22 protein-coding genes are annotated in these 25173 nt (G+C 36.0%); 7 read left to right on the top strand and 15 right to left on the bottom strand.

Annotated features, from left to right (window positions below; all coding sequences use genetic code 11):
• Window positions 1-121 precede the first annotated feature (121 nt).
• Together J2S13_RS07915 and ytvI are read left to right on the top strand one after the other, a co-directional pair.
• Window positions 122-481 carry a YugN family protein gene (locus J2S13_RS07915; protein WP_307257205.1) on the top strand — a complete coding sequence of 120 codons (360 nt, stop codon included), beginning with the start codon at window positions 122-124 and terminating at the stop codon, window positions 479-481.
• A gap of 200 nt (window positions 482-681) precedes the next feature.
• A complete protein-coding gene (gene ytvI, locus J2S13_RS07910; protein ID WP_307257204.1) occupies window positions 682-1740 on the top strand; it encodes a sporulation integral membrane protein YtvI in 1059 nt (352 codons plus the stop codon).
• 49 nt (window positions 1741-1789) lie between these two features.
• On the opposite strand, the gene J2S13_RS07905 is transcribed toward ytvI, so the two are convergent.
• From J2S13_RS07905 to cyoE, 7 genes are all read right to left on the bottom strand, one after another.
• Window positions 1790-2251: a DUF420 domain-containing protein gene (locus J2S13_RS07905; RefSeq protein WP_307257203.1), complete on the bottom strand. Its 462-nt coding sequence runs from the start codon at window positions 2249-2251 to the stop codon at window positions 1790-1792.
• 301 nt (window positions 2252-2552) lie between these two features.
• Window positions 2553-3467, bottom strand: a complete 915-nt coding sequence (gene ctaG, locus J2S13_RS07900) for a cytochrome c oxidase assembly factor CtaG (RefSeq protein ID WP_307257202.1) — start codon at window positions 3465-3467, stop codon at window positions 2553-2555.
• Between the two features lie 255 nt (window positions 3468-3722).
• The gene (gene ctaF / locus J2S13_RS07895) at window positions 3723-4055 is read right to left on the bottom strand and encodes a cytochrome c oxidase subunit IVB (RefSeq protein ID WP_307257201.1); all 333 of its coding nucleotides are present in this window, start codon (window positions 4053-4055) and stop codon (window positions 3723-3725) included.
• Window positions 4056-4059: 4 nt separating this feature from the next.
• Window positions 4060-4689 (bottom strand): cytochrome c oxidase subunit 3, encoded by a 630-nt coding sequence (locus J2S13_RS07890; RefSeq protein ID WP_307257200.1) that lies wholly within the window; start codon window positions 4687-4689, stop codon window positions 4060-4062.
• Window positions 4689-6566, bottom strand: coding sequence for a cytochrome c oxidase subunit I (gene ctaD, locus J2S13_RS07885; RefSeq protein ID WP_307257199.1), 1878 nt, complete (start codon window positions 6564-6566; stop codon window positions 4689-4691). Before ctaD ends, J2S13_RS07890 begins: the two co-directional genes overlap by 1 nt.
• A 36-nt stretch (window positions 6567-6602) precedes the next feature.
• A complete protein-coding gene (coxB, locus tag J2S13_RS07880) occupies window positions 6603-7682 on the bottom strand; it encodes a cytochrome c oxidase subunit II (RefSeq protein ID WP_307257198.1) in 1080 nt (359 codons plus the stop codon).
• An 82-nt stretch (window positions 7683-7764) separates the two neighbouring features.
• A complete protein-coding gene (cyoE, locus tag J2S13_RS07875; protein ID WP_307257197.1) occupies window positions 7765-8682 on the bottom strand; it encodes a heme o synthase in 918 nt (305 codons plus the stop codon).
• A gap of 510 nt (window positions 8683-9192) precedes the next feature.
• Here cyoE and J2S13_RS07870 point away from each other — a divergent pair.
• Window positions 9193-10104, top strand: coding sequence for a COX15/CtaA family protein (locus tag J2S13_RS07870; RefSeq protein WP_307257196.1), 912 nt, complete (start codon window positions 9193-9195; stop codon window positions 10102-10104).
• Between the two features lie 237 nt (window positions 10105-10341).
• On the opposite strand, the gene pyc is transcribed toward J2S13_RS07870, so the two are convergent.
• From pyc to J2S13_RS07855, 3 genes are all read right to left on the bottom strand, one after another.
• Window positions 10342-13782, bottom strand: coding sequence for a pyruvate carboxylase (gene pyc, locus J2S13_RS07865; RefSeq protein ID WP_307257195.1), 3441 nt, complete (start codon window positions 13780-13782; stop codon window positions 10342-10344).
• A 68-nt stretch (window positions 13783-13850) separates the two neighbouring features.
• A complete protein-coding gene (locus J2S13_RS07860; RefSeq protein WP_307257194.1) occupies window positions 13851-15047 on the bottom strand; it encodes an FtsW/RodA/SpoVE family cell cycle protein in 1197 nt (398 codons plus the stop codon).
• A gap of 267 nt (window positions 15048-15314) precedes the next feature.
• A complete protein-coding gene (locus tag J2S13_RS07855) occupies window positions 15315-15596 on the bottom strand; it encodes an Fpa/YlaN family protein (RefSeq protein ID WP_307257193.1) in 282 nt (93 codons plus the stop codon).
• A gap of 458 nt (window positions 15597-16054) precedes the next feature.
• On the opposite strand from J2S13_RS07855, the gene J2S13_RS07850 reads away from it, so the two are divergent.
• The gene (locus J2S13_RS07850; RefSeq protein WP_307257192.1) at window positions 16055-16549 is read left to right on the top strand and encodes a peptidyl-prolyl cis-trans isomerase; all 495 of its coding nucleotides are present in this window, start codon (window positions 16055-16057) and stop codon (window positions 16547-16549) included.
• Between the two features lie 119 nt (window positions 16550-16668).
• Here the strand turns inward: J2S13_RS07850 and J2S13_RS07845 are convergent, their stop codons facing one another.
• Together J2S13_RS07845 and J2S13_RS07840 are read right to left on the bottom strand one after the other, a co-directional pair.
• The gene (locus J2S13_RS07845) at window positions 16669-17796 is read right to left on the bottom strand and encodes an HD-GYP domain-containing protein (RefSeq protein WP_307257191.1); all 1128 of its coding nucleotides are present in this window, start codon (window positions 17794-17796) and stop codon (window positions 16669-16671) included.
• Window positions 17797-17957: 161 nt separating this feature from the next.
• On the bottom strand, window positions 17958-19292 hold the full coding sequence (locus J2S13_RS07840) for a PhoH family protein (protein ID WP_370873987.1): 1335 nt from the start codon (window positions 19290-19292) through the stop codon (window positions 17958-17960).
• Between the two features lie 324 nt (window positions 19293-19616).
• On the opposite strand from J2S13_RS07840, the gene J2S13_RS07835 reads away from it, so the two are divergent.
• Window positions 19617-20228 carry a YhcN/YlaJ family sporulation lipoprotein gene (locus J2S13_RS07835; protein WP_307257189.1) on the top strand — a complete coding sequence of 204 codons (612 nt, stop codon included), beginning with the start codon at window positions 19617-19619 and terminating at the stop codon, window positions 20226-20228.
• Window positions 20229-20408: 180 nt separating this feature from the next.
• Entirely contained in the window at window positions 20409-20609 is a 201-nt protein-coding gene (locus J2S13_RS07830) for a YlaI family protein (RefSeq protein WP_307257188.1), read from the top strand.
• A gap of 316 nt (window positions 20610-20925) precedes the next feature.
• Here the strand turns inward: J2S13_RS07830 and J2S13_RS07825 are convergent, their stop codons facing one another.
• Both J2S13_RS07825 and typA read right to left on the bottom strand, forming a co-directional pair.
• A complete protein-coding gene (locus J2S13_RS07825; RefSeq protein WP_307257247.1) occupies window positions 20926-21231 on the bottom strand; it encodes a YlaH-like family protein in 306 nt (101 codons plus the stop codon).
• 29 nt (window positions 21232-21260) lie between these two features.
• A complete protein-coding gene (gene typA / locus J2S13_RS07820; RefSeq protein WP_307257187.1) occupies window positions 21261-23099 on the bottom strand; it encodes a translational GTPase TypA in 1839 nt (612 codons plus the stop codon).
• Between the two features lie 428 nt (window positions 23100-23527).
• Between typA and J2S13_RS07815 the strand changes: the two genes are divergently transcribed.
• The gene (locus tag J2S13_RS07815; protein ID WP_307257186.1) at window positions 23528-23713 is read left to right on the top strand and encodes a YlaF family protein; all 186 of its coding nucleotides are present in this window, start codon (window positions 23528-23530) and stop codon (window positions 23711-23713) included.
• A gap of 401 nt (window positions 23714-24114) precedes the next feature.
• Here the strand turns inward: J2S13_RS07815 and J2S13_RS07810 are convergent, their stop codons facing one another.
• A complete protein-coding gene (locus J2S13_RS07810) occupies window positions 24115-24918 on the bottom strand; it encodes an inositol monophosphatase family protein (protein ID WP_307257185.1) in 804 nt (267 codons plus the stop codon).
• Between the last annotated feature and the right edge of the window lie 255 nt (window positions 24919-25173).

Below are 25173 nucleotides of genomic sequence, written 5' to 3'. Positions count from 1 at the left end.
TCTAATAATGTTTCGTTGCAAGATTTCTTTTTTTGGACTATTATTAACAATGAGGTAAATTGTACGTATTTTACATACAATCATTATGAATAGTTTTTTTAGGATGTAGGAGGGACATTACATGAGATTTGAAAATACTGGTTTAGAGGACATTAAAATTGATCTGCAAACTTTAGATCATGCTATGAAATCCCATCAGTTAATTCGTGCAGGTCAGTGGGATTATGAACGTGTAACATACGACCGAAAAATCCAAATAAAAAATGATATTTACTACTTACGCATACAAGGTTATGCAATCGAGGGAAATGTTGACTCAAGACACGCGACAATTCAATTGATCACACCAATCCTTGGAAAGCATTATTATCCTCATGGAGTTGAATATGGTGAAGACGAGAATTTCCCATCCCAGCTAGTTAAAACATGCGAATCTGTCATTGAAAGTGTAAAAAAAGAGTTACAACAATTAGCACAATAATTTTTTAAAAGCACAGGATCATTGTTATCTGTGCTTTTCTTTCTTTTTTCACCATTAATACTGTTCAACCTATACGCTCTTTACTATAATATATTTATCATGTTTTTACTGAATTTTTATCCAGATTCACAAGAATCAGTGGGGGATGACGAAAATTCCCCACTAATTGAAGTTTCATTATATAAGAAAGGAGTACAGAATTGGCAAAATTTTTTAGTAAAAAAAGAATTGCAATTATTTTGGCGATCTTATTAATTGCGGTAATTTTGTACTTAGTACTCCCCGTTTCTGTTCCATTAATTACTGCGCTAGTTACCGCAATAATACTAGAGCCTCCTATTGCTTTTTTACATAGGAGATTTCACTTAGAGAGAAAATGGTCTGTAATGATCATTTTTATTAGCTTTCTATTGTGTATCTTTTTTATTACTTATGTCGTTTCTACGAAGGTAATTGGAGAAGCAATAAACTTAGTAGAAGGAGCCCCTCAATACATCAATAATATATCGGATTTATGGATCCAATATGAAGATAAGTTACTGAAGGCCTCGGAAGATTTACCAAAAGAATTAGTAAAAGAAGTTAGTGATACAATTCAAAATTTCTTTACAAGTTTTAAGGATAGCATAAAGCAATATTTAAGTATTGAAAAAATAAGTAGTGCATTAGCTGATATTCCAAATTATTTAGTTAGTTTTATCGTCTATTTAATTGCTTTATTTTTATTCATGTTAGATTTACCGAAAATAAAAGAAGGATTTTACCGTCACCTATCAGATCAAACAGCCGATAAAGTACATTTTATGACTTCAAGATTATCATTTGTTATTTTTGGCTTTTTAAAAGCACAATTTCTCGTCAGTATTATTATTTTTATCGTAAGTTTGATCGGGCTATTGTTCATTACACCGCATGTAGCAGTTGTCATGTCATTGGTAATCTGGGTCATAGATCTCATTCCTATTATCGGATCTATCGTTATTTTAGCTCCTTGGGCGCTTTATTATTTTATTATGGGGGACATTACCATTGCTACACAATTATCGATTTTAGCGGCTGTTCTACTAATCATTCGGCGAACCATTGAACCAAAAGTGATGGGAAGCCATATCGGATTATCCCCACTTGCTACATTGATTGCGATGTATCTTGGTCTGAAATTACTCGGGATCCTTGGGTTTATTATTGGTCCATTAATCTTAATTTTATTTAGTTCTGCACGAGAGGCAGGAATTATTAACTTGAATTATAAAATATAACAAAAAGCTCCTAATGACCGTTCATTAGGAGCTTTATTGTCCATGAAGTTTAGAAACCCAAAATGGCCTTAATGACGGATGTCGTTTCTCCCCCTTTGTATAAAACATATAGAAGGAAATAGACTGCTACACCCGTAATGGCTGTAAAGAACCAAATAATACTTGTGATCGGACCAAGTTTTCGGTGTTTCACTAAATTATTCTTGTAACCCGTTAATAAAGTCACAATACCAAAAACAGCCCCAGTTGTAGCAAGAGTGATATGGAAAATTAAAAAGATTGTATAAAAAATCTTAAGATCATCAGGGCCTCCAAATGCAGTATTTCCAATAAAAATCGTTCTACTTGCATAGATAATGAAAAAAATTAAGGCAAAAATGGCGGCAAGAAACATTGTTTTTTTGTGTGTTTCTATTTTTCTTTGTTTTATTTGTACCCATCCGACCGCTACCGTAATCGCGCTAAGAACGATAAAAGTAGTGCTAATCGTCGGTAAAATCGGTAAAGACATATTAAGATCCTCTCTCCCATTTTCATCTTCATTATGATATGAACAAAAGCGCAAGCGCCCAGCTCTAGCGTACGGATTTCGCAAGTCCCGACCGAGATAAAGAAAACACAGCGAGGTCTTTCACGAGCTGATGTTGACTTATCGTAGAAAAGGCAGAGAAATTCGCTAGCCGATAGGCGCTGCAGCTAGAAGTCATCAAAAGTGCAAGCATTGATGAAAGGAAGCAATCGATGAGAAAGTATCGATCACAACTTCATCATGTTTGCATATACTTCATACTTTAGGGTAACCCTTTTTATTCTTATTTTACAACGCGTGGGTTGTTGTTTTGCATAATGGTTGCAGAATCAATTTCATCCACTTTTTGACCTTCTTTACGATACCATTCAACAAAAATACGAGCCAACACTACTCCATAAACAACCTCTTGGATGATTTTCATTACGATTCCACCCAATTGTTGGTCTTCTAAAACCGGCATATTAGAGAATAACTCCGGTCCACTTAAGTTTAAACCTTCGAGAGTAGACACTGGTACACATAATTGCATAGCTTGAAGCCATGCTGAAGCATCACTGTACGTCACATACATAGGTTCACTAGCAAATATAATCAATGCACAGGCAGGAAGTAATAAAGCTCCGTCAGCAAAGATATAGCCCACCTTTTTTAATCCACTCAATTCATATTTGCCACCAAGTTCATTGATGATAGGCCACCACATGAAAATAGCTAAAACGAACAACATGAAAGTATATAATCCATGCATTGTCTCACTTAGCTTAATCGTGTCAAAAATTAAGGGGATATGATAAAAAGAAAATATTCCATTAAAAAGGACAACAGCAATCAGTGGTTTTGTAAATAAATTAAAAATAGGTTTAACGACAGGAACATTAATGATCGCTCTCCATAACCAAGGAGGAATTCCTTTCATTAATAACGGGACAACAATCATAAAAAGTAGAGCCATTTGCACCATATGGTAAGTAAACATAATATGCCCCATTAAATCTAACGGAGAACCTTTTGTCGCATAAAGTAAGATGACCCCCATAACGAAATAGGTTGCTTGCTTTTTTGTAAGCGGTTTACTTTCTTTAAAATCTTTTCTCCACTTAACAGTTATAAGGAAATAGACAACAGTCAGAAATAATAATGCGATAATGAAAAAAGGGCTCCATAATGCTTGAAAACCAAAAATTCCTATAGGCATAAAAATCACCTCTATTTTTTTGAAATGCCTTTCTTTAAATTATAACTTTTACAAAGGTGTGATTCAATGTAATGAATTGACAAGTTCATGACATTTTAAACTCCCTCTTAAATTGATCCATTGTATCACTACCACAAACTACTCTCTGCACCAGACCCATTTGTCTTTTATCCATTCATTTCTAGTATCTTCCAACCGAATCATAAAAAAAGGGCAAAAAGACCAATTCATAAAGAATTGGTCTTCTTTTTAAAATTAAATCCATACAACAGTTAGGAAAGCTAAAATAGTGGCAAAGGCAACTGTAATAGCTGACCATAGAAATAATGATGGAGCTTCGTGTCCTTTATGACTCATATGCATGAAATAGTAAAGTTGGAAACCAACTTGAACAGCAGCAAGTAATAAAATAAACGGCACGACGAACCATTTTGATAATTCTAATCCAACTACCACAAATGCAATGACTGTGAAGAAAATCATGAGTGTAAATGAAATAACTTGCCCTTTCATTTCTTCTGCATTTTTTTTGCGGCGATATTCGTAATTTAATCTTGGGTTACCTGAATTAGATTGTTGACTCACCATCAGTCTATCCCACCATCCCCATCAAATATACTACAGTGAAAATAAATACCCATACAACGTCAATGAAGTGCCAATAAAGGCTTGCTAAATAAAATTTAGGTGCATTATATAGGCTTAATCCACGTTTTGCATTTCTAAGCATTAAAGCAATGATCCATGATAGTCCAAAGATAACGTGAGCACCATGGAAACCTACTAAAGTATAAAATGCAGAACTAAATGCACTACTTGTGAAAGTGTGGTTATACTCATGCACATAATGATTAAACTCGTAAATTTCTAAACCAAGGAAGCCGAGTCCAAGCAATACTGTAAAGAATAACCATAACTGCATTTTCTTAAAGCTATAGTTCTTCATGTGATACATTGCGTATACACTAGTCAATGAACTTGTTAAAAGCAACATTGTCATAACAAATGACAGCGGTAACTCAAATAGATCTTTTGCTAAAGCATGATCTGGACTTGGTACTTTGTCTTTTAAAGCAAGATATGTTGCGAAGAGAGAGGCGAAAAGCACAGTCTCTCCTCCTAAGAATAACCAGAAACCTAAAAATTTATTTTTCCCTTCCATTGTTGCTTTTTCAGGAGATTCTGGCCAAGTTTGGGGTGTAAATTTTTCCTCTACTTGCATTATGCCTTAACCCCCTTATTATCAACTTCCATTAAATCTTCTTTATGAATATGGTAACCATGATCGTCTTTTAAAGAACGATATAACATAGAACCAAACGAAATAGCTAAACCAATAATTAACACTGGAATACCCCAAGGTTTATCATCAAATTGATACATAGCACCAAATGATGCGATGAAGAATCCTAATGAAATGACAAACGGAACGAATGAAGAATTTGGCATATGAATATCTCCTAATGGTTCAGCCGGAGTAATTCCTTTTCTTCCTTCCATTTTATCAAGCCAATATGGATCTAAACCACGTACAAGTGGAGTTTGCTTGAAATTGTAAAATGGTGCTGGTGAAGAAATAGCCCATTCTAAAGTACGACCATCTTCCCATGGGTCATTTCCAACTCTTTTACCTTTTGCAGTTGTAACCACAACATTCAATAATAGAACGATAACCCCTGCAGCCATGAAAGCAGCCCCAATGGAACTTACTAAGTTTCCTGTTTCTAAACCTTGACCTGGCAAGAATGTCCATACACGACGAGGCATTCCCATCAAGCCTAAGAAATGTTGGATAAAGAACGTTAAATGGAACCCTACAAAGAATAATACAAATGTAATTTTTCCCATAGCTTCATTCAACATTTTACCGAACATTTTTGGCCAGTAAAAATGGGTTGCAGCTAGTATACCGAATACTACCCCACCAACAATTACATAGTGGAAGTGAGCAACGATAAAGTAACTATCATGGTATTGGTAGTCAGCTGGTGCTGCAGCTTGCATAACACCTGTTACCCCACCCATTACAAAGGATGGAATGAAAGCGACTGCCCAAAGCATCGGCGTCGTAAACTTAATACTTCCGCCCCACATTGTCAAGAGCCAGTTAAAGATCTTAATTCCTGTTGGAACGGCAATAGCCATTGTAGCAACAGCAAAAATCGCATTGGCGATAGGACCCATACCTACTGTAAACATATGGTGAGCCCAAACCATAAATCCTAAAAATCCAATTAAAACTGTCGCGAATACCATTGAAGAGTATCCGAAAAGACGCTTTCTTGAGAAAGTAGCAAAAATCTCTGAGAATATACCAAAAGCAGGTAAAATTAAAATATAAACTTCAGGGTGACCAAAAATCCAGAAGAAGTGTTCATAAATAATGGTATTACCACCGTTTGCAACAACAAAGAAGTTAGATCCAAACAAGCGGTCAAACATCAACATGAAAATTCCAATTGTAAGTGGCGGAAATGCGAATAAAATTAGCGCAGAAGCCACAAAAGTAGTCCATGTGAATAATGGCATTCTCATATATGTCATACCTGGAGCACGCATATTAATAATCGTAACTAGGAAGTTAATTCCCCCAATTAATGTTCCAAATCCAGATACTTGAATACCTAATAGATAGAAATCAATTCCATGACCTGGTGAATCTAAGGATAGAGATGCGTAAGAAGTCCATCCTGCATCAGGTGCCCCACCTAAAAACCAAGAAAGATTTAGGAAAAGGCCTCCAAAGAAAAACAACCAAAATCCTAGTGCATTTAAGAATGGGAATGCTACATCACGCGCACCAATTTGAAGTGGCATAATAGCATTCATAAATCCTAAAAGCAATGGCATCGCTGCCAAGAAAATCATTGTTGTACCATGCATAGTAATAATTTCATTAAACAATCCTGCACTAACGAAATCATTGTTTGGTACAGCAAGTTGAATACGAATTAAAAGTGCTTCAATACCACCCATAAGGAAGAAAATTCCGCCGGCAATCAAATACAGAATCCCAATCTTCTTATGGTCGACTGTTGTTAAAAAGTCCCATATAGTAGCGGCAAAGCCTTTTTTTTGTGCTTGTGCTAGGGTACTCAACGATTAAACCTCCCTTTTATTTTAAAATATCCCCTGTTAATCTTGAACCTTTAGGCTCATTAAGTAAGCAGCTAATTGATCAATTTCTGTTTCTGTTAATTGACCATATGTTCCAGTCATTTTATTAGCTGGTTTATATTTCTCTGGATCACGGATCCAATTTTTCACTTGTTCTTCATTGTGTTCAAGAATTCCCGCAACTCGAGAGCGTTCAGCAAAGTTTGCTAAGTTTGGAGCTGTACGAGCTGCTTCAGGTCTACCATCTTGTGGAGATACTGCGTGACAGCTTAAACATTTTTGATCAAAAATCTCTTTCCCTTGTGCAGCTTGAGAATCAGTAGGTTTTACTTCCTTAGCTGTTTTCATATCATTTAACCAAGTGTCAAATTCATCCTGTGGAATGGCTTTCACTTTAAAGTCCATTAAGGCATGTGAAGGTCCACATAGCTCAGCACATTTTCCATAGAATAAATTTCCAGCCTCTTTTGCTTTGTCTGCATCAAATGTTAAATAGAAAGTATTAACATTATCAACGTTTGTATCCATTTTTCCTCCGGCAGCTGGAATCCAGAAGGAGTGTTTTACATCTGAAGCTTTAAGATTAAAGTATACTTTTTGGTCTGTAGGAACGACTAAATCCTGACTTGTAACTATTTTTTGGTCAGGGTATTCAAATTCCCACCAATATAGACTAGCACGAACATTTACTACAAGTGCTTCGCGATTACCATCTGCATCCTTCTTATCCATCGCTTTTGTATCAGCAAGTTTAAATGTAGCTGCTACTGTAGGAACAGCAAGAATAAGAAGAAGGATAATCGGAATTGTTGTCCATATGATCTCTAAAGTATGGCTTCCTTCCACTTGTTTTGGGATTTTGTTTTCGTCGCCTTTTTTTCGACGGAAACGTACAATGGCAATAACATAAATGATAACAACTACTAAAATTACAGCAACCATAATACTTGTACTCAATACCATTAGATCGAATTGAGTTTTCGCTACTTCTCCTGCGGGAGTAAGTGCGGAAAGAAATGGTTCACCGCAACCGGACAGAACAAGCGTCAACATTGCAAAAAGCGTAAAGAGACGCCATTTTGTTTGCCTAGTATTCATAGCTTAATCAAACCCCTCTTTCATTTAATTTCTAAAAAACTTTTCTATATATGGATTTCTTTAAAAGAAAGATCTCCCAACATTAAATCACTGTAACGATGACCATTGCCACAAAAAGGATGGTTAAATACTGCAAAGAGTAAACAAACATAAGTCTAGCCCATTTCAAGTCATCTTTGATTTTGTAACCATATAATCCTAATGCAAGCCAGCCAATGTTTAACACAGTGGCCAAGACAACAAATGTTGTACCTAATGAGGTCATAAAAAATGGCAGTGGTAATAACGCCGTCACCCAAAGAACCATATGACGTTTTGTTACAGCAAAACCTTTTACTACTGGAAGCATGGGTATTCCCGCAGATCTATATTCTTCACAGCGCTTCATGGCTAATGCGTAGAAGTGTGGTGGTTGCCAAATGAACATAATCGCAAATAGCATCCATGCCATAATATCAAGATTTGGATCTACTGCTGCCCATCCAATTAATGGTGGAACAGCCCCGGAAACACTTCCTACAACTGTATTACTTACATGAACACGCTTCGACCACATTGAATAAACAACAACATAACTAAATACTCCAATTAGACCGATAATACCCGCCATAAAAGTTGTTAAGAACAACATGATCGTTCCAAGTACGACTGTGGATATTCCAATGATCAGCACTTTAGAATCACTATATTTCCCCGTTACGGTTGGCCGGGATTTTGTACGTTCCATCAAAGGATCAATATCTCGATCAATATAGTTGTTCAAACTTGCAGATCCAGCAATAATCAGTGAGGAACCGACTAAAGTTAGAAAGATAATATCTAATTGATTCAGGAAATGCATCTCATTAAAGGTGAAGGCTAACCACATTCCAGTAAAGGTTGTGATTAAATTTGAATTCACTATTCCTATTTTAACAAGCGCAAAAAAATCCTTTAAGACTGTTGATTTAGGGATTTCTGACTCTTTAACCGAAGTAACCACACGGCTATCTGACACCATTCTCCCTCCTCTCTGATAAAAGACAAATTTCATTCTTACTTCACAAATATAAACGAAAATTGTATTCTTTTCTATATCTATTTTTTAAAAGCAAAATAACTTTCATATAAAAATAGATATTAGTTTACATTTATTATAAACGATTTTTTTATACAGTCTCCCTTAATTTAATATTTAATCATACTTTTCCCCTTTTTTGTGAACAGAAGTTGAACTATTTATGTCGAATTTGTGTCTGTAGCATTTTAACTGTTCCTGTTCTCATGATTTTGTAAGATAATAAAAAGAGTATGCAAATTTGAATCTGCACGTCTATTTTGCCTATACCCTATTACTAGCAAAATATAACGTAACTTTCAAGCTCATTCTTCATTTGCTGCATGTTATAATCCCTTTTAACAGTTGTCTTTTTATTTTTTCTTCTGTAATATCAAGGATGTCGTACCTTACGGAAAAACTGAATACGTAATAACTATATTTATTAGATTTCTATCAAGAAGGTGAAAAACATTGCGACGAGGTTTAAAATGGTTGGCTGTTCTAACTTCAATAGGCATGCTTTTCGTCTTGATCGGTGGTGCTCTAGTTACTAAAACTGATTCAGGACTTGGGTGTGGTCGGGAATGGCCGCTATGTCATGGACAAATTATTCCAGACGAAATTACAATCGAAACAATTATTGAATTAGCACACAGACTAGTTTCAGGTGTTGTTGGAATTTTAGTATTAGTTTTATCAATCTGGTCATGGCGAGCTATTGGCTATATACGAGAAACGAAGTTTTTATCCATATTATCCTTCTTTTTCTTAGTCCTTCAAGGCTTGATTGGAGCCGCAGCAGTTCTTTGGGGACAGAGCGATTTTGTTCTTGCTTTACACTTTGGAATCTCTCTTATTTCATTTGCTGCCGTCCTCTTACTAACATTATTGATCTTTGAAGTTGACCAAAAATTTGACGCCCACAAACTTATAGTAAGTAATAAAATGAAATGGCATACGATTGGTGTCACTTTGTATAGTTATATCGTAGTTTACACTGGAGCCCTTGTGAGACATACAAAGTCAAGTTTAATTTGCCCAGACTGGCCATTTTGTGTCAATTCCTCCATTGTTATGCCGACTAACTTGTATGAATGGGTACAAATGGGCCATCGCGTAGCGGCGGGACTGATATTTATATGGATTGCCTATATTACTTATTTAGCTATTAAAAATCATAAACACCAGAAAATTCTATATTGGGGTTGGATCATCGCATTTATTTTAGTTACATTGCAAGTAATTGCTGGTGCCTTTGTCGTGATTTCCCGTTTAAATCTGTATATTGCACTTGCACATGCTTTATTTATCTCTTGTTTATTTGGTCTATTATGTTACTTTATACTGTTAATCTCACGGAGTAATTTCATTCAAAACAAATAAAGTACACTTATGGGTATTTTCCCCTAATCTCAAAAAGAAATGCGCAGTGAACTTATTATAGTTCACTGCGCATTTTTTTATCCCACTCCTAACGGGTAGGAAAACCTTCACTCAAAAAGAAGGAGTTAACTGCCCCTAAAGGTCCGACGACGGAAAGGTTGTGACTTACCAGGCGAAGCCACAAGGACGTGGCATTCTTTGGCTTGGCAAGTTCACATTTAGCGGGTGATGCCCTCCTTATGCCTTTTGTAATTCAATTAATAAATCACCCGCCGAAATGGCATCTCCATTTTGGACATAAATATCTTTAATGATTCCTGAGAATGGTGCTTGTACCGTTGTTTCCATTTTCATTGCCTCTGTGATCATTAAATGATCGCCACGTTTCACTTTTTCACCTTTATTAGCAATCACCTTAATAACTGTTCCTGGCATTGTCGCACCAATATGCTCCTCATTTTTTGGATCTACTTTCGCTTTAGCAGCGACGGTTGATTTAATGCTTTCATCTTTAATTACGACTTCACGCGGTTGTCCATTTAATTCAAAATAGACAATTCTAGTACCGTCTACTTGAGGTTGTCCAATCGACACCAATTTTACAATAAGTGTTTTACCTGTTTCAATCTCGACCTCTATTTCCTCTCCTAATCTCATTCCAAAGAAGAAAGTTGGAGTATCAAGAACACCTACATCTCCAAATTGTTCGAAGGTTTTCACATAATCCGTAAACACTTTAGGATATAACGAATAGGCAATGACATCTTTATTTGTCACCGGCTGTCCTATTTCTTCTGTTAATTGTTTTTCCAATTCCTCAAAGTCCACATCTTCCATTAATTCACCTGGGCGAACAGAAATTGGGTTTCTTCCTTTTAGAATCACTTTTTGAAGTTTTTCAGGAAAACCTCCATATGGTTGACCTAAATATCCTTCAAAAAACTCGATAACCGATGCAGGAAAATCGATCGTGTCTCCTCTTTCAATGACATCTGCTTCACTTAAATCATTTTGGACCATAAATAAAGCCATATCCCCAACTACTTTTGAAGATGGAGTTACTTTAATAATATCTCCAAACATAAGGTTTACTTGATGGTACATCTCTTTCACTTCATCCCATCTGTCACCTAGACCAACTGCCTTCGCCTGTTGTTGTAAATTACTATATTGCCCCCCTGGCATTTCATGTTGGTATACTTCGGTATGAGGTGCAACCATTCCACTTTCAAAATCACTGTAAAATTTACGAACATCTTCCCAATAACCAGATAATGATTCTAATGATTTGATATCTACATTCGGCTCACGTTTTGTTCCTTTTAATGCATAATACAATGTATTCGCACTTGGCTGGGAAGTTAATCCAGACATGGAGCTCAATGCAACGTCCACAATATCCACGCCTGCTTCTACAGCTTTTGCATACATATAGATTCCATTTCCACTTGTATCATGTGTATGCAAATGAATCGGAATATCAACTGTCTCTTTTAATTCAGAAATTAAACGGTAAGCAGATTGAGGTTTTAATAATCCTGCCATATCTTTAATTCCTAATATATGAGCCCCTTGGTTTTCTAATTCCTTAGCCATTTTTTTGTAATAATCAATATTATATTTTGTTCTTGTCGGATCATCAATGTCCCCTGTATAACATAACGATGCTTCCGCAATTTTTCCGCTTTGTCTTACAGCATCAATGGCTACTTCCATGCCTTTTACCCAGTTCAAGCTATCAAATATGCGGAATACATCAATTCCCTCATTGGCAGATTTTTCAACAAATTCACGAATTACATTATCTGGATAGTTTTTATATCCTACTGCATTTGAAGCTCTTAGAAGCATCTGGAATAAAAGATTTGGAATTTGCTTACGAAGGGTCGCCAGTCTTTCCCAAGGGTCTTCTTTTAAGAATCTGTAAGATACATCAAATGTTGCTCCACCCCACATTTCCATTGAAAATAATTCTGGTAGTAATTTGGAAGTTGGTTTTGCAATCTGTTTCAAATCATTAGTACGAATTCTTGTCGCTAAAAGGGATTGGTGAGCATCTCGGAATGTCGTATCTGTTAACAACACTTGGTTTTGATCTTTTACCCACTGAACTAACCCATCAGCGCCTTTTGCTTCTAAAATTTGCTTCGTACCTGAAGGGGTTTCATCAAATTGATGAACTTTCGGGATACGTGGCTTTTCAAAAACTGGTTTTTTTCTTTTTTCAACCCCTGGGAAGCCGTTAATTGTAACAGTACCAATATAATTTAACATTTTTGTTCCACGGTCTTTACTTGCAGGGAAAGTAAATAATTCTGGTGTAGTATCGATAAAGGAGGTATCATAATCTCCTGTTACAAAGTTTTCATGTCTCATTACATTTTCAAGGAAAGGGATATTGGTTTTGATTCCACGAATACGAAATTCACGAAGGTTACGGACCATCTTAGAAGCAGCTTGTTCAAAGGTTAGTGCCCAAGTGGATACTTTAACGAGCAATGAATCATAGTAAGGGGTAATTTCTGCACCTTGGAAACCATTACCAGCATCTAAACGTACACCAAATCCTCCACCAGAACGATATGCCATTATTCTACCAGTATCTGGCATGAAGTTATTTAGCGGATCCTCTGTTGTTACACGTGATTGAATAGCATATCCATTTATCCGAAGGTCATTTTGTTTTGGAATTCCCACTTTCTCACTATGTAATGCGTGTCCTTCCGCTATTAAAATTTGTGATTGTACAATATCGACACCTGTTATCATTTCAGTAATTGTATGTTCAACTTGTACCCGTGGATTCACTTCAATAAAGTAAAATTCATCTCCAGCTACTAGAAATTCAACAGTACCTGCATTAATATATGAAACATTATTCATAAGGCGTACAGCTGCATCACAAATGCGATTGCGCAAATCTTCGGAAATTGATACACATGGAGCAACTTCAACTACCTTTTGGTGACGTCTTTGTACAGAACAATCACGCTCGAATAAGTGAATAATATTTCCCTGTTGGTCTCCTAAAATCTGTACTTCAATATGTTTCGGATTCTCAACGAACTTTTCTGCGTATACTTCACTATTTCCAAAGGCAGCCTTTGCTTCCGATTTTGCACGTTCAAATGATTCTTTTACTTCTTCCGCACTTCGGACAACACGCATTCCGCGGCCACCACCACCTAGAGAAGCTTTAATCATAATAGGGAATCCAACCGATTTCCCAAATGTTACAGCATCTTCGAAATGTTCAATTGGACCATCACTACCTGGAATGACAGGAATATCGGCAAGTTGGGCCTGCTTTCTAGCCTTGACTTTATCACCAAACATGTCTAAATGCTTGCTCTTTGGACCGATAAAAAGAATGCCTTCGTCTTCGCATCGTTTTGCAAATTCAATATTTTCAGATAAAAAGCCATACCCCGGATGAATAGCATCTACTTCTGCATTCTTGGCAATCTCAATAATTCCCTCAATATCAAGATATGCATCAATCGGCTTTTTTCCTTCCCCAACAAGATAGGCTTCATCCGCTTTGTAACGGTGGTAAGAGCCTGAATCTTCTTTCGAATAAATAGCGACTGTTCTCATATGCAGTTCCGAACACGCACGGAATACACGGATGGCAATTTCACCCCTATTAGCCACTAATACTTTTTCAATTTTTCTCATCATCCATCTCTCCTCTGTCTAAATGAAAAAATATATATATAAAAAGGTTCATAATTGAACCTTTTTATTTAAATATTGGCTTGATAATCAGTTAAGCCTGTAACATTTGTTTTTTTCTTTTTATATTCTTTCTCAAATTTAGAAAACATCGCTACATTTACTAGTATCCCCATGGAAAGTGAAAGTAATATTAAGGAGGAACCACCATAGCTAATAAATGGAAGTGTTACGCCAGTAATAGGAATTATACCAGAAACTCCACCTAAATTGATAAAAGATTGAATTCCAATCATACTAGAAATACCTGTAGCAAGCATAGAACCAAACGGATCCTCACATTTCATGGCAACCCGTATTCCCCTTAATACAATAAAAGCTAATCCCCCAATAACTAGTGCCACTCCTAATACTCCTAGTTCTTCAGCGATTACTGACATTATAAAGTCTGTATGGGGTTCAGGTAAATACCCAAGTTTTTGAGTACTTTGACCTAATCCTAACCCTTTTACTCCACCTGAACCTATAGCTAAGTAGGAATTCACTAGATGATAACCATCTTCACTTGCATGTTTAAAGGGATCTAAAAAACCATAAATTCTTCCCATTTTCACATCTGTAAATATGGAATCTTTTTTAAAATAAAATAGGGGAGATAAAAGAATCACAGTACCGAGGCCCAGCACAACCAGTTTCCATATACTTTTAAATCTCATTCCCGATGAAATGATAATGGTACATCCAATTAGAAAAATAATTAAGGCTGTACCGAAATCTGGTTGAACGATAATGACGGCACAAGTGACAATTAGAAAAATAACGGGAGGTATGACTCCGGAGTCAAATGAATTAATTTTCTTTTGTTTTTTTGCATAGATAGCTGACATATAAATGATGATGACCAGTTTAGCAAACTCCGATGGTTGGATACTCATGGCTCCAAACCGAAACCAACTCTGTGCATTATTGGATACATGTCCAAAAGCAAATAATAACAACAAAAATCCTAATGTTGTAGCCGTAATTGTCATTAGAAATTTACTATTTTTATAAATCTTATACGGAAAAATAGCCCCGCAAAGGAAGACAATGGTTGCGATTACCAGATGTATTTTTTGCTTATTATAGAAGAAGTCACTCTCCCAATGATACCGTTGAACAGCCATCACTGAACTGGCACTATAGATCATCATTAATCCAAAAAAACAAAGAACAAAGAACGTAAGAATCAGCGAGTAATCATAGGATCTTAAGATTTTTTTAAACATCAAACAATCATCCTATCTTTCGTCTTTACATCAAACTATTTTCGCAAAATTTTGCTACAATAACAACAAAGTAATGATTTCCTATTATCGTCCTTGGAAGGAGTTTGAGGTTCTTAAGGATAAGCGAGACATTTAACTGTGAACACCCCTATACCCCGACAATAGAAAAGAACCTTACAAATAAGTTAATACTTTCTTGATGCCCTTGCAATATTATTGTACAAAAAAACCCAAACAATCACTAGTACTGTTTGAGTTTTTTATCCGTTATTTCTTTGTGGAAGCATCATGTAGTGCTGATAATTCCCTCTCTAAAGAATCTATAAGATTTTTACCATCTTTTTCGTCTACTAAACCTAGACGAATAGCAAAATCTATTTCACGGGATAAGCCAAACATTTGTGTATCTAAAACTTCCTCATATAGTGGACATTGAGGCATCGTCAAATTATCCATTTGAACCTTAATTAGGCGCAAAATCTTGTCTGCGTCTGCTTTTAAAATAGAGTAGGCTTTTTCCCGATGGTTCACTGTCATTTCAGACGCCATTTCTTTTCCCTCCCGTTTCCGAGCGATCATGACCTATAATTTAAAATTTTATCGTTAAAAGCATAATAATGCAAGGAAAACACATAATTTACAAAGTATTTTATCTATTAAACAAAAAGTGGAGGCGACTGCACAGTTGCGACAAGCAAAAGACAAGATCCGTAAGAAGGAAGGTTTTTTCCTTCTGAAGGAGATTGGCTTTTGACCTCGAGCAACTAGGAGCCACAACTAGATTAACAAAAAGTGGAGGCGACTGCACAGTTGCGACAAGCAAAAGACAAAATCCGTAAGAAGGCGTTTGGTATAAAAAATTTATTTTTTCTGGTAATCCCTTCTTGATAGCCTATGTTGATTTAGTTTAAATGAAAAACATTATTTAAAAGAATAGTTTTAGACTGACATTTCATAATAGAAACGCTATACTTTTATAAGAAGAGATTAAGGAGGCAATGGAGGAAATGATTATTCCATTTAAAGGTAAAGTCAAATTTCCTATCACTTTAGATGCAGGGGTATGGATCTTTGACGACCGTAAAATTGATTTGAATACATATTTTGAAGACGAAAACAAAGAAAACCTTAGTGAAAATGAAGAATATGCAAAAAAACTCTCTAAATATTGGGAAAAAGAAATACGAGAAGGTGCAGTTTCACCGCCTACTGTTAAATCAGAAAGACAATATGAAAAAGTGAAACTGCTTACAGGTACATTTGGAATTAAACTAGCGCCTTTTTTAAAAAATGCTGAGCCCAAAGAAGGTTCAACTGTATTAGTCATAGAAACTGAAAAAGACGATGTCACAATCCCTCTTGAAAAAGCAGAAGATCTCATTCTTGGCTTTTCTAAGGAAGGGAAACCTCTTCGTGAAGATGGCCCCATCCATGTTTATTATGGGGATGGTTCTAACAAGGAACAACCTATCCGTTTCGTGAAAGCATTTCGGGTCGAATAAACAAGTAAATTCGCAAGCGCCAAGGTCTTGCGTACGGATTTCGTAAACCTTGACTGAGTCAAAAAAGCCAGCCCTTTCGAAAGGGTCCTGGCTTTTTTTCATACTCGAATAAAATCACCTTACTGTTGATCGTTGTTGCCATCGGCCTTCTTACCTATTAATGTTATATCTGTTTCATCAATTAATATCGAAAAATCTTTAGACATATCTACCTCATATGGCATTAACAACTCATGCTTATCTTCTTCTAAAATTCGAACAACAGGCCGATCGCTAAAGCCCTTGCTCTGACTAACAACTATTCCTTTTCTTCCATCATTCAAATGTACAGATAGTCCATTTGGATAGACAATGATTGCTCTTCGGAAAGATTCTACCATTTCTTTTTCAAATAATTTCCCTACACCTGCAAATAAAATTTCAAATGCGTCATGCGGAAGTAATGCCTTTCTGTAAACCCTATTGGAGGTAACGGCATCATATACATCTGCTACAGCCATAATTCGCGCATAAATATGAATTTCATCTCCCTTTAACCCCCGGGGATATCCTGATCCATTTAGCCTTTCATGATGCTGAAAGGCACAATGAGCCGCAACTAATGGAATGGTAGATTCCTTCCTTAATAATTCAAAGCCCTGAACCGTGTGCTGTTGGATGATGGCATATTCCTCATCTGTCAAGCCCCCGGGTTTCATTAATATTGGTTTGGGAATGAATACTTTTCCAATATCGTGGAGCATTGCACCAAGCCCAATTTCCTCCAGCTGTTTTTGGTTAAATTGGTTTAATTCAACCGCTAATGCAAGCGAATAGATCGTGACATTAAGTGAATGAGTGAAGATATATTGGTCGTAAGAAAACAATTCAGATAGTAAGGATATGGCTTCATGATTCCCGCGAATTTCCTGTAAAATATTACGAACTACAGTAGAGAATCGTCTACCTATTTTGTCAAAAATGAATTTATTGGATAAATCAAGATCATTTTGAACGAGTTCGAAAGTATCTTTTATCACCTTAATGGCTTCTTGTCTAGTTTCATCAGATAATACTTGTCTAACGACAACATCATTTGTATTGGGGTCGTGAATATAGACAAATGAAACTCCAAGTGTCTTTAGCCTTTCGATCATATATTTTTTTAATGGCACTTCCTTTTTAATAAGAATGCGTCCCTTTTCATTGTAAATCGGTTTTGCCAATACTTCATCTTCTTGTAGGGATTCGACTGATTTAAGTCTCATTCAATAATCTCCTGTTCTTTCGACAAATTCTGTTTTTTATTTTAGCATAAATTGAAAAAATAGGAACAAAAAGATATGTATGTATTATTTTTAGTACATCTTTATATGAAAAAAGACACATTTTGCTCCTGTGCCTTTTTAAAAAATATCATTTTCTCTGGCTACAAAATATCTGCTGCTAATTGGGCTAAACCTGAGCGTTCCCCTTTCATCAATTTAATGTGGCCGGCAACTTTTTGATCCTTAAACTTCTCAATGACATAGGTTAACCCATTGTTATATTCGTCTAAATATGGATGGTCAATTTGGGCTGTATCCCCCATTAACACAATTTTACTTTTTTCTCCCACCCGTGTTAAAATGGTTTTTACCTCATGCTTCGTTAAATTTTGGGCTTCATCGATAATGATAAATTGTTCTGGAATACTTCTCCCCCGAATATACGTTAGGGCTTCTACTTCAATGGAATTTAATCCCGCTAAAATATTATCGATCTCCCCTGGCTTTTTTGTATTAAATAAATACTCTAAGTTGTCGTAAATTGGTTGAATCCATGGGCGAAGCTTTTCTTGTTTTTCCCCTGGTAAATACCCAATATCTTTTCCAACAGGCACAATCGGTCTTGCAACAAGAAGTTTATTATAGGATTTATGATCTTCTGTTTGCAGTAGACCGGCAGCTAAAGCTAAGAGCGTTTTACCTGTTCCGGCTTTCCCAGCCAATGTCACAAGCGGAATATCCGCTCGTAATAACATTTCCAACGCCATCATTTGTTGAACATTACGAGGCTTGATTCCCCAAATAGGGTCTTGATCATAGATTAATTTCTTGACCATTTTCCCAGTTGAATCTACTATTCCGACGGCTGAAGCAGAACTTCCTAGTGCATCTTTTATAATTAAAAATTGATGAGGATAAAAAGGATGATGAGTAATTTCTGATAATTGCAATTCACCCTTCACATAAAAATAATTTAGGAGATCTTTCGAAACATACACTTCTAAAAATCCACTGTATATATCATTTAATTCAATTACACGATCATTTAAGAAATCTTCCGCCTGTAAGCCTAGTGCATCAGCTTTTACACGCACAAGAGTATCTTTACTTACTAATATAACAGGGCGACCATTCTCTTTCTCTCCTTCTTCAAGCGATAAATTTTTCGCTACAGCTAATATCCGATTATCATTCGTTTTTTCAATAAATATTTCTTGAAGCTGATGGAATGATCGGTGATTTAATTCAATTCTTAATGATCCACCATTTTCGAGAGGAATTTTTTCATGGAGCTTGCCTGTTTGTCTTAATTTATCAATGATTTTTGATACTTGTCTTGCATTCCTTCCAATCTCATCCATATATCTTTTTTTTGAGTCCACTTCTTCAAGTACAACTGCTGGTATGACTACTTCATTCTCTTCAAAGGAAAATATTGCAAATGGATCCTGTAACAAGACGTTCGTATCTAACACATAAATTTTACCCAAATTCATGCCTCCTGCTCCAATAGTCTTTAGTACATTATATGAAGTGAGCCTCCTGTAAGTTCAAAAAATTGGACTTACTATTAATAAAATATATGTATTAAGGTATAAAGATAGAAGAACTTTACAAAATATATAAATGATACGAAAAACGGTGGATTTATTCCCAATGGTTTGGCTCATCCATGGCACCGTTTCATTGCCTCCCCCCACTACTTTCTACAAGAAGTTATTTTTTCCTTCTATTGGGACGAAAAAAAGTGAAATGAGCTGTTAACTGCCGTAAAAAGTTAGAGAAATACAAACAACTACGAAGAATGAGAGGGATCCAGCATGAAAAAATGGCTACTGTTTATTTCAATTTTCTTCTTAACGGCTTGTGCGCAAAATAATGATGTTGGTTTCGACAACCAAAATAATCGAAATGGAGCGGTTCACCCAGAGAAAGTAAATGTTAGAAACACAACAAATAAAGATGTTGACCGTGAAAGTGGTCAGAAAATCGCCAGACATTTAGAAAAATTAGCGACAAGTATACCAAACGTTCGCGGTGCAACTGCAGTTGTTATAGGAAATTATGCCGTAGTGGGGATTAATGTAGATGCAAATACCGAACGTTCCCAAGTTGGCACAATTAAATATTCTGTTGCTGAAAGTTTGAAAGAGGATCCACATGGTGCAATGGCAGTCGTTGTCGCTGATCCCGATGTCAATGCACGTCTTAAAGAAATACAAAATGATATTCAAAATGGTCAACCTATTCAGGGGATTACCAATGAATTAGCGGATATTGTTGGAAGATTAATGCCTGAAATACCGAAGAATCTTGTCGAACCTCAAAATCCAGATCGTGCCCCTGATAAGCAAAAAAAGGAAATGAGTCCAAAGGAAGAAAAACAATTAGAGAAAGAGCAACAGGATCAATCCAATCAATATAAAGATTAATAAACAGAAGGTTGTCCCGAAAACGATGAGAAAAACGGGGCAACCTTTTTTTATAATGAATCGTAATTTGAACCATCACTCGTTCTTTTTCAAAAATAACAAAAGGAAAAAAAGTGTTTTAAAAATATTCATGCTATACTATTAATGGCTTTAATTTAAATATTACTTGAGGTGTGACTGTTGAGAGTTAAATGTATTTTATGTGAACAAATTGATCAATTACAGGATGAAACACTATTAGCAAAAAAATTACGCAATCGACCTATCCATACGTATATGTGTCCTGACTGTCATAAACGAATTACGGAAAGAACCAATCAACGGAAGGCCACTGGAAAATTTCATCTGTACCGGTCTAAAAAAGTTGAGGATGAATTTTAACTGTTTTTAATAAAATGAATTCTCATTCAATGGGGGTCTTTCTTCATCCTCTACTGAATGTTAGTTGAACTTATCGGACCATTAGGGGCAGTGATCCTCCACCTATCATCTTTGTTTCCAAATCATTTTGAGATGAAAGTTTTACTGCCCGTTAAGGTGGAATAAATAACTGAAATTAGCAAATCACCTATAATACTATAGCTGTTTCACTCACTAAAGAAGTGAAACAGCCTTGTAATAAAGGGTTGTCCCCAAAAATGTCTGTACACTTTGGGGACAACCCTTTTCACTTAAAGGAAATTAATGAAAAATTTTTCTATACATCTTTATTTTCAGCTGATTTGTGCATCCGTAAGCGAATTTTATATATTCCTAACACGACTGTCGCAACGAGTAAACTTTCGACTACAGGTAGTTGGTAGGACAAGATGAGCAAAAGCAGTGATCCAATGATTAATAGAAAATATATAATAATATTTTTCCCTAATGACAGCTTTTTTGCAAAACCTAAATTATATACAAGAATAGACAGTATGATAATCACTACAAAGTAAATTCGAACTGCCCAATTAACATCAACAACTTGAATCAATGCACCAAGCAATGGACTGACGTGCTCCATTCCTGCCACTTATATTCTCCCCCTTATGACTAATCCATCTCCGCATATTTTTTCTTTTTAGCAAGTTTTTCACGTTCATTTTTATCTAATATTTTTTTCCGAAGACGAATCGATTCAGGTGTAACTTCACAATATTCATCTTCATTCAAATATTCCAATGCTTGTTCTAAAGACATGATTCTCGGTTTTTTAAGTGTAACGGTATGATCTTTCGTAGCAGAGCGAACATTTGTCTGTTGTTTTACTTTTGTAATATTCACGGTAATATCATTTTCTCTCGTATTCTCTCCGACGATCATTCCACCATATATTTCTGTACCCGGTTCAACAAAAATCGTACCGCGGTCCTCAATTTGCATAATTCCATATGGGGAAGCTTTTCCCGTTTCCATCGAAACAAGAACACCTTGACGTCGCCCGCCAACACGACCTTGTTGCATTGGTTGATAACTATCAAAGGAATGATTAATAATTCCATACCCTCTTGTTAACGTTAAAAATTCTGTCGTATATCCGATAAGACCACGGGCAGGCACCATAAAAATAAGACGGACTTGTCCGTTTCCGTTATTAATCATATCTAACATTTCCCCTTTACGGGTACCTAATGATTCAATAATTGGGCCTGTATACTCGTCAGGGATATCGATTTGTACACGCTCAACAGGTTCACAACGAACCCCATCAATTTCCTTCACAATAACTTCTGGTTTAGAAACTTGAAGTTCATAACCTTCACGTCTCATATTTTCAATTAGAATCGATAAATGTAATTCCCCACGTCCAGAAACAACCCAACGGTCTGGAGATTCCGTATTCTCAACACGTAAACTTACATCTGTTTCTAATTGAGATTTAAGCCGTTCTTCAATTTTTCGAGATGTTAAATATTTTCCTTCTCTACCCGCAAACGGACTGTTATTTACTAAAAAGGTCATTTGTAGAGTAGGTTCATCTATTCTTAAAACAGGCAGAGGTTCTTGGCAGTCAATAGGACAAACTGTTTCACCCACATTGATATCTTCCATGCCTGATACTGCAACTAAATCGCCTGCAAATGCTTCTTCAATTTCTACACGTTTTAAACCAAAGAAACCAAAGATTTTCGTTACACGGAATTGTTTAACAGATCCATCCAATTTCATTAAAGCTACTTGTTGGCCGACTTTCATTGTACCTCTAAAAATTCGTCCGATTCCAATACGTCCAACATAATCATTATAGTCAAGTAAAGCAATTTGGAATTGTAAAGCTTCATCTCTATTATCGATAGGAGCTGGAATTTTTTCAATAATTTCATCGTACAATACTTGCATATTTTCATCTTGTTGATCTGGCGATTTGCTAGCAGTTCCATTTATACCTGATGCATAAATAACTGGGAATTCCAATTGATCTTCATTAGCATCCAATTCAATAAACAATTCCAATACTTCATCCACAACTTCTTCTGGTCGGGCAAAATCACGGTCAATTTTATTGACAACAACAATAGGTGTTAAATTTTGTTCTAATGCTTTTTTTAATACAAAGCGTGTTTGTGGCATACACCCTTCATATGCATCGACAACTAATAAAACACCGTCAACCATTTTCATAATTCTTTCCACTTCACCACCGAAGTCGGCATGCCCTGGTGTATCCAAAATATTAATCTTTGTATTTTTATATTGAATGGCAGTATTCTTCGCTAAAATGGTAATTCCACGTTCTCTCTCGATATCTCCAGAATCCATCGCACGTTCTTCAATATGTTCATTGCTACGGAAAATTCCTGATTGACGTAGAAGTTGGTCGACTAATGTCGTTTTTCCATGGTCTACGTGAGCTATAATTGCAATGTTGCGTATATCATTTCTTTTGTTCAAAGTTGTTCCTCCTGACTAATTAGTTGACATTGATATTTGCAAATAACCATTTGATTTCACATTCATTAATTTAAAGCTTTAGGCAATCTTCATACAACTGGTTATTTACTTTTTGTCCACTAAGTAAGAAAAGAGCAAAGTTCCCACCCAAAGACTTCTTACATCCGCCTTACGAGTGCCGAAGCTAGATTAAGGAAAGCAGAAAGCACACACTATAGTTCACTGCGTTTCTATGCTAAACAAATAATCTAACACCTAAAATTCATTCTTCCTTACTCTAAATAATGAAATTTAATTCTCATTATTAACTTACCTATTATATCACAGATGTAGAAAAGCAAAAAGAATTTATGTAAAATAGAGGATAGAAGATAGATTGTAACATCATAAATCGGGGTATTAAACCCTAGCAAGGAGGATCTTGTCAAATGAAAGAGATAAAATGGGTTTTCCTTCTGTTTGCCGTTGCTGCAGCCATGAGTATCATCGGAATCGGAATTGCGATTGCAGAAAGAAGTACCATTGGAATTATTGCTTGTATTATCGCCTTATTCGTGATCATGGGCCAAGGCTTTAAAACCAAGAAAAAAATGAGAGAGCAAGGGAATTTATAAGTAAATAGACCTTCAAATAAACGTCCCTTTACATAAAGGGACGTTTATGATGAATGTAAATTCGAGTGAACTACCCGTCAATGAATTGACTGAGCTTCTCGCTTCATCGGGCGGTCTATCGACCTGCCCTCCACGAAGGTTCATTCCGAACCTTGCAATGGTTTCAAATGAGTGGGTCTTTCCCACATGACAGGCATTATTTTACGTGGTGACTGTTCTTTCTTCACCACAACCCCATATAATGCAGTTTTCAAAGAACACTCGTTCTTGTAAGTAGTATATCATGTTTTGTCTTGCCATCCCACAAGGGGATTTCGACAAAAGCGTACTCTCATCTCTACTCTAAAGAGGTAGAGGATTCCCGTCCGCAATCCTAAAAAACCTCCTAAAGCCTTTTTAGATTATGAATGAGTATTTTTTAGTAAAAAACGTTCAAGAATTTCTTGATGTAATCCCGGCTTACTTACAAAAACAGGATTGACCCCCATTAAATTCAATGGGTTTCCCCCCAAGTCAGTCACAATCCCGCCAACTTCTTCCACAATCACTTTTCCTGCCGCAAAATCCCATGGTGATAATCGCATTGTGATATAACAATCTAATCGACCACTGGCAATGTAAGCCATTTCTATTGCTGCTGACCCAAAAGATCTCGTTCCTCTTACAGTATTGGCTAACGGGATTAAAATTTTCGGATCCATTCTTTTATTCCGAATAAGCCATGTGGCATTAATATTTAATATCGCTTCTTCTACCTTTTTTTGCTGTAGATTTGGAAGTTGTACGTCATTGAGAAAAGCTCCCTTCCCTTTTTCAGCAAAATATAATTCATCTTGAACGACATCATAAATATATCCTAAATGCCCGACTCCATCCTTGTACACCCCAATAGAAATAGCAAAGTTTCTTCTCTGATGAATAAAATTCATCGTTCCATCAATCGGATCAATAATCCAAACGACCCCGTTTAACGATTGTAATTTATCTCCAAACCCTTCCTCACCTAAAATTCGATGAGAAGGAAACTGTTCTCTTATGTTTCGAGCAAAAAATTGTTCAGTCTCTTTATCTATATTGGTAACTAAGTCATTAGGCTCAGATTTAGAAGAAATTTGTAAAGAATGAGTAAAAGATTCTCTTATACTCATTCCAGCTTCCATTATCCAACGTTTTGCATATGTATCAACTTCCGCCCAATTCATCATATATGCTTCCCCCATCATAGGATATCCTTCATTTTAATTAATAGCTTAACGAAAATTTAAGACCCATTCAAGTTTTCTTTACTACATATGGAAAACTTATTCAAATAGCTTATCCGTTTTTCTTTCTAACTCAACTTTCGCAGAGTGAAATCGACAAATAACCCTTGATATAACTAGGAAGGCCAGAGATCCACTGCTTAAGTTGACTTTGAATTAAATTTTTGATTTTCTTATTCGTCTTTTTTAACGCATCTT

The organism is Oikeobacillus pervagus (genome assembly GCF_030813365.1).
GTDB lineage: Bacteria > Bacillota > Bacilli > Bacillales > DSM-23947 > Oikeobacillus > Oikeobacillus pervagus.
Note: the sequence above shows the minus strand (reverse complement) of the source record. Positions and strands in the feature narration are given on the sequence as shown.

What these genes read in the sequence shown, in the direction of transcription:
- J2S13_RS07915 (WP_307257205.1), top strand. Translation starts at nt 122, where the DNA reads ATGAGATTTGAAAATACTGGTTTAGAGGACATTAAAATTGATCTGCAA.
- J2S13_RS07905 (WP_307257203.1), bottom strand. Translation starts at nt 2,251, where the DNA reads ATGTCTTTACCGATTTTACCGACGATTAGCACTACTTTTATCGTTCTT.
- ctaG (WP_307257202.1), bottom strand. Translation starts at nt 3,467, where the DNA reads ATGCCTATAGGAATTTTTGGTTTTCAAGCATTATGGAGCCCTTTTTTC.
- ctaF (WP_307257201.1), bottom strand. Translation starts at nt 4,055, where the DNA reads ATGGTGAGTCAACAATCTAATTCAGGTAACCCAAGATTAAATTACGAA.
- J2S13_RS07890 (WP_307257200.1), bottom strand. Translation starts at nt 4,689, where the DNA reads ATGCAAGTAGAGGAAAAATTTACACCCCAAACTTGGCCAGAATCTCCT.
- coxB (WP_307257198.1), bottom strand. Translation starts at nt 7,682, where the DNA reads ATGAATACTAGGCAAACAAAATGGCGTCTCTTTACGCTTTTTGCAATG.
- cyoE (WP_307257197.1), bottom strand. Translation starts at nt 8,682, where the DNA reads ATGGTGTCAGATAGCCGTGTGGTTACTTCGGTTAAAGAGTCAGAAATC.
- pyc (WP_307257195.1), bottom strand. Translation starts at nt 13,782, where the DNA reads ATGAGAAAAATTGAAAAAGTATTAGTGGCTAATAGGGGTGAAATTGCC.
- J2S13_RS07860 (WP_307257194.1), bottom strand. Translation starts at nt 15,047, where the DNA reads ATGTTTAAAAAAATCTTAAGATCCTATGATTACTCGCTGATTCTTACG.
- J2S13_RS07855 (WP_307257193.1), bottom strand. Translation starts at nt 15,596, where the DNA reads ATGGCGTCTGAAATGACAGTGAACCATCGGGAAAAAGCCTACTCTATT.
- J2S13_RS07850 (WP_307257192.1), top strand. Translation starts at nt 16,055, where the DNA reads ATGATTATTCCATTTAAAGGTAAAGTCAAATTTCCTATCACTTTAGAT.
- J2S13_RS07845 (WP_307257191.1), bottom strand. Translation starts at nt 17,796, where the DNA reads ATGAGACTTAAATCAGTCGAATCCCTACAAGAAGATGAAGTATTGGCA.
- J2S13_RS07840 (WP_370873987.1), bottom strand. Translation starts at nt 19,292, where the DNA reads ATGAATTTGGGTAAAATTTATGTGTTAGATACGAACGTCTTGTTACAG.
- J2S13_RS07835 (WP_307257189.1), top strand. Translation starts at nt 19,617, where the DNA reads ATGAAAAAATGGCTACTGTTTATTTCAATTTTCTTCTTAACGGCTTGT.
- J2S13_RS07825 (WP_307257247.1), bottom strand. Translation starts at nt 21,231, where the DNA reads ATGGAGCACGTCAGTCCATTGCTTGGTGCATTGATTCAAGTTGTTGAT.
- J2S13_RS07815 (WP_307257186.1), top strand. Translation starts at nt 23,528, where the DNA reads ATGAAAGAGATAAAATGGGTTTTCCTTCTGTTTGCCGTTGCTGCAGCC.
- J2S13_RS07810 (WP_307257185.1), bottom strand. Translation starts at nt 24,918, where the DNA reads ATGATGAATTGGGCGGAAGTTGATACATATGCAAAACGTTGGATAATG.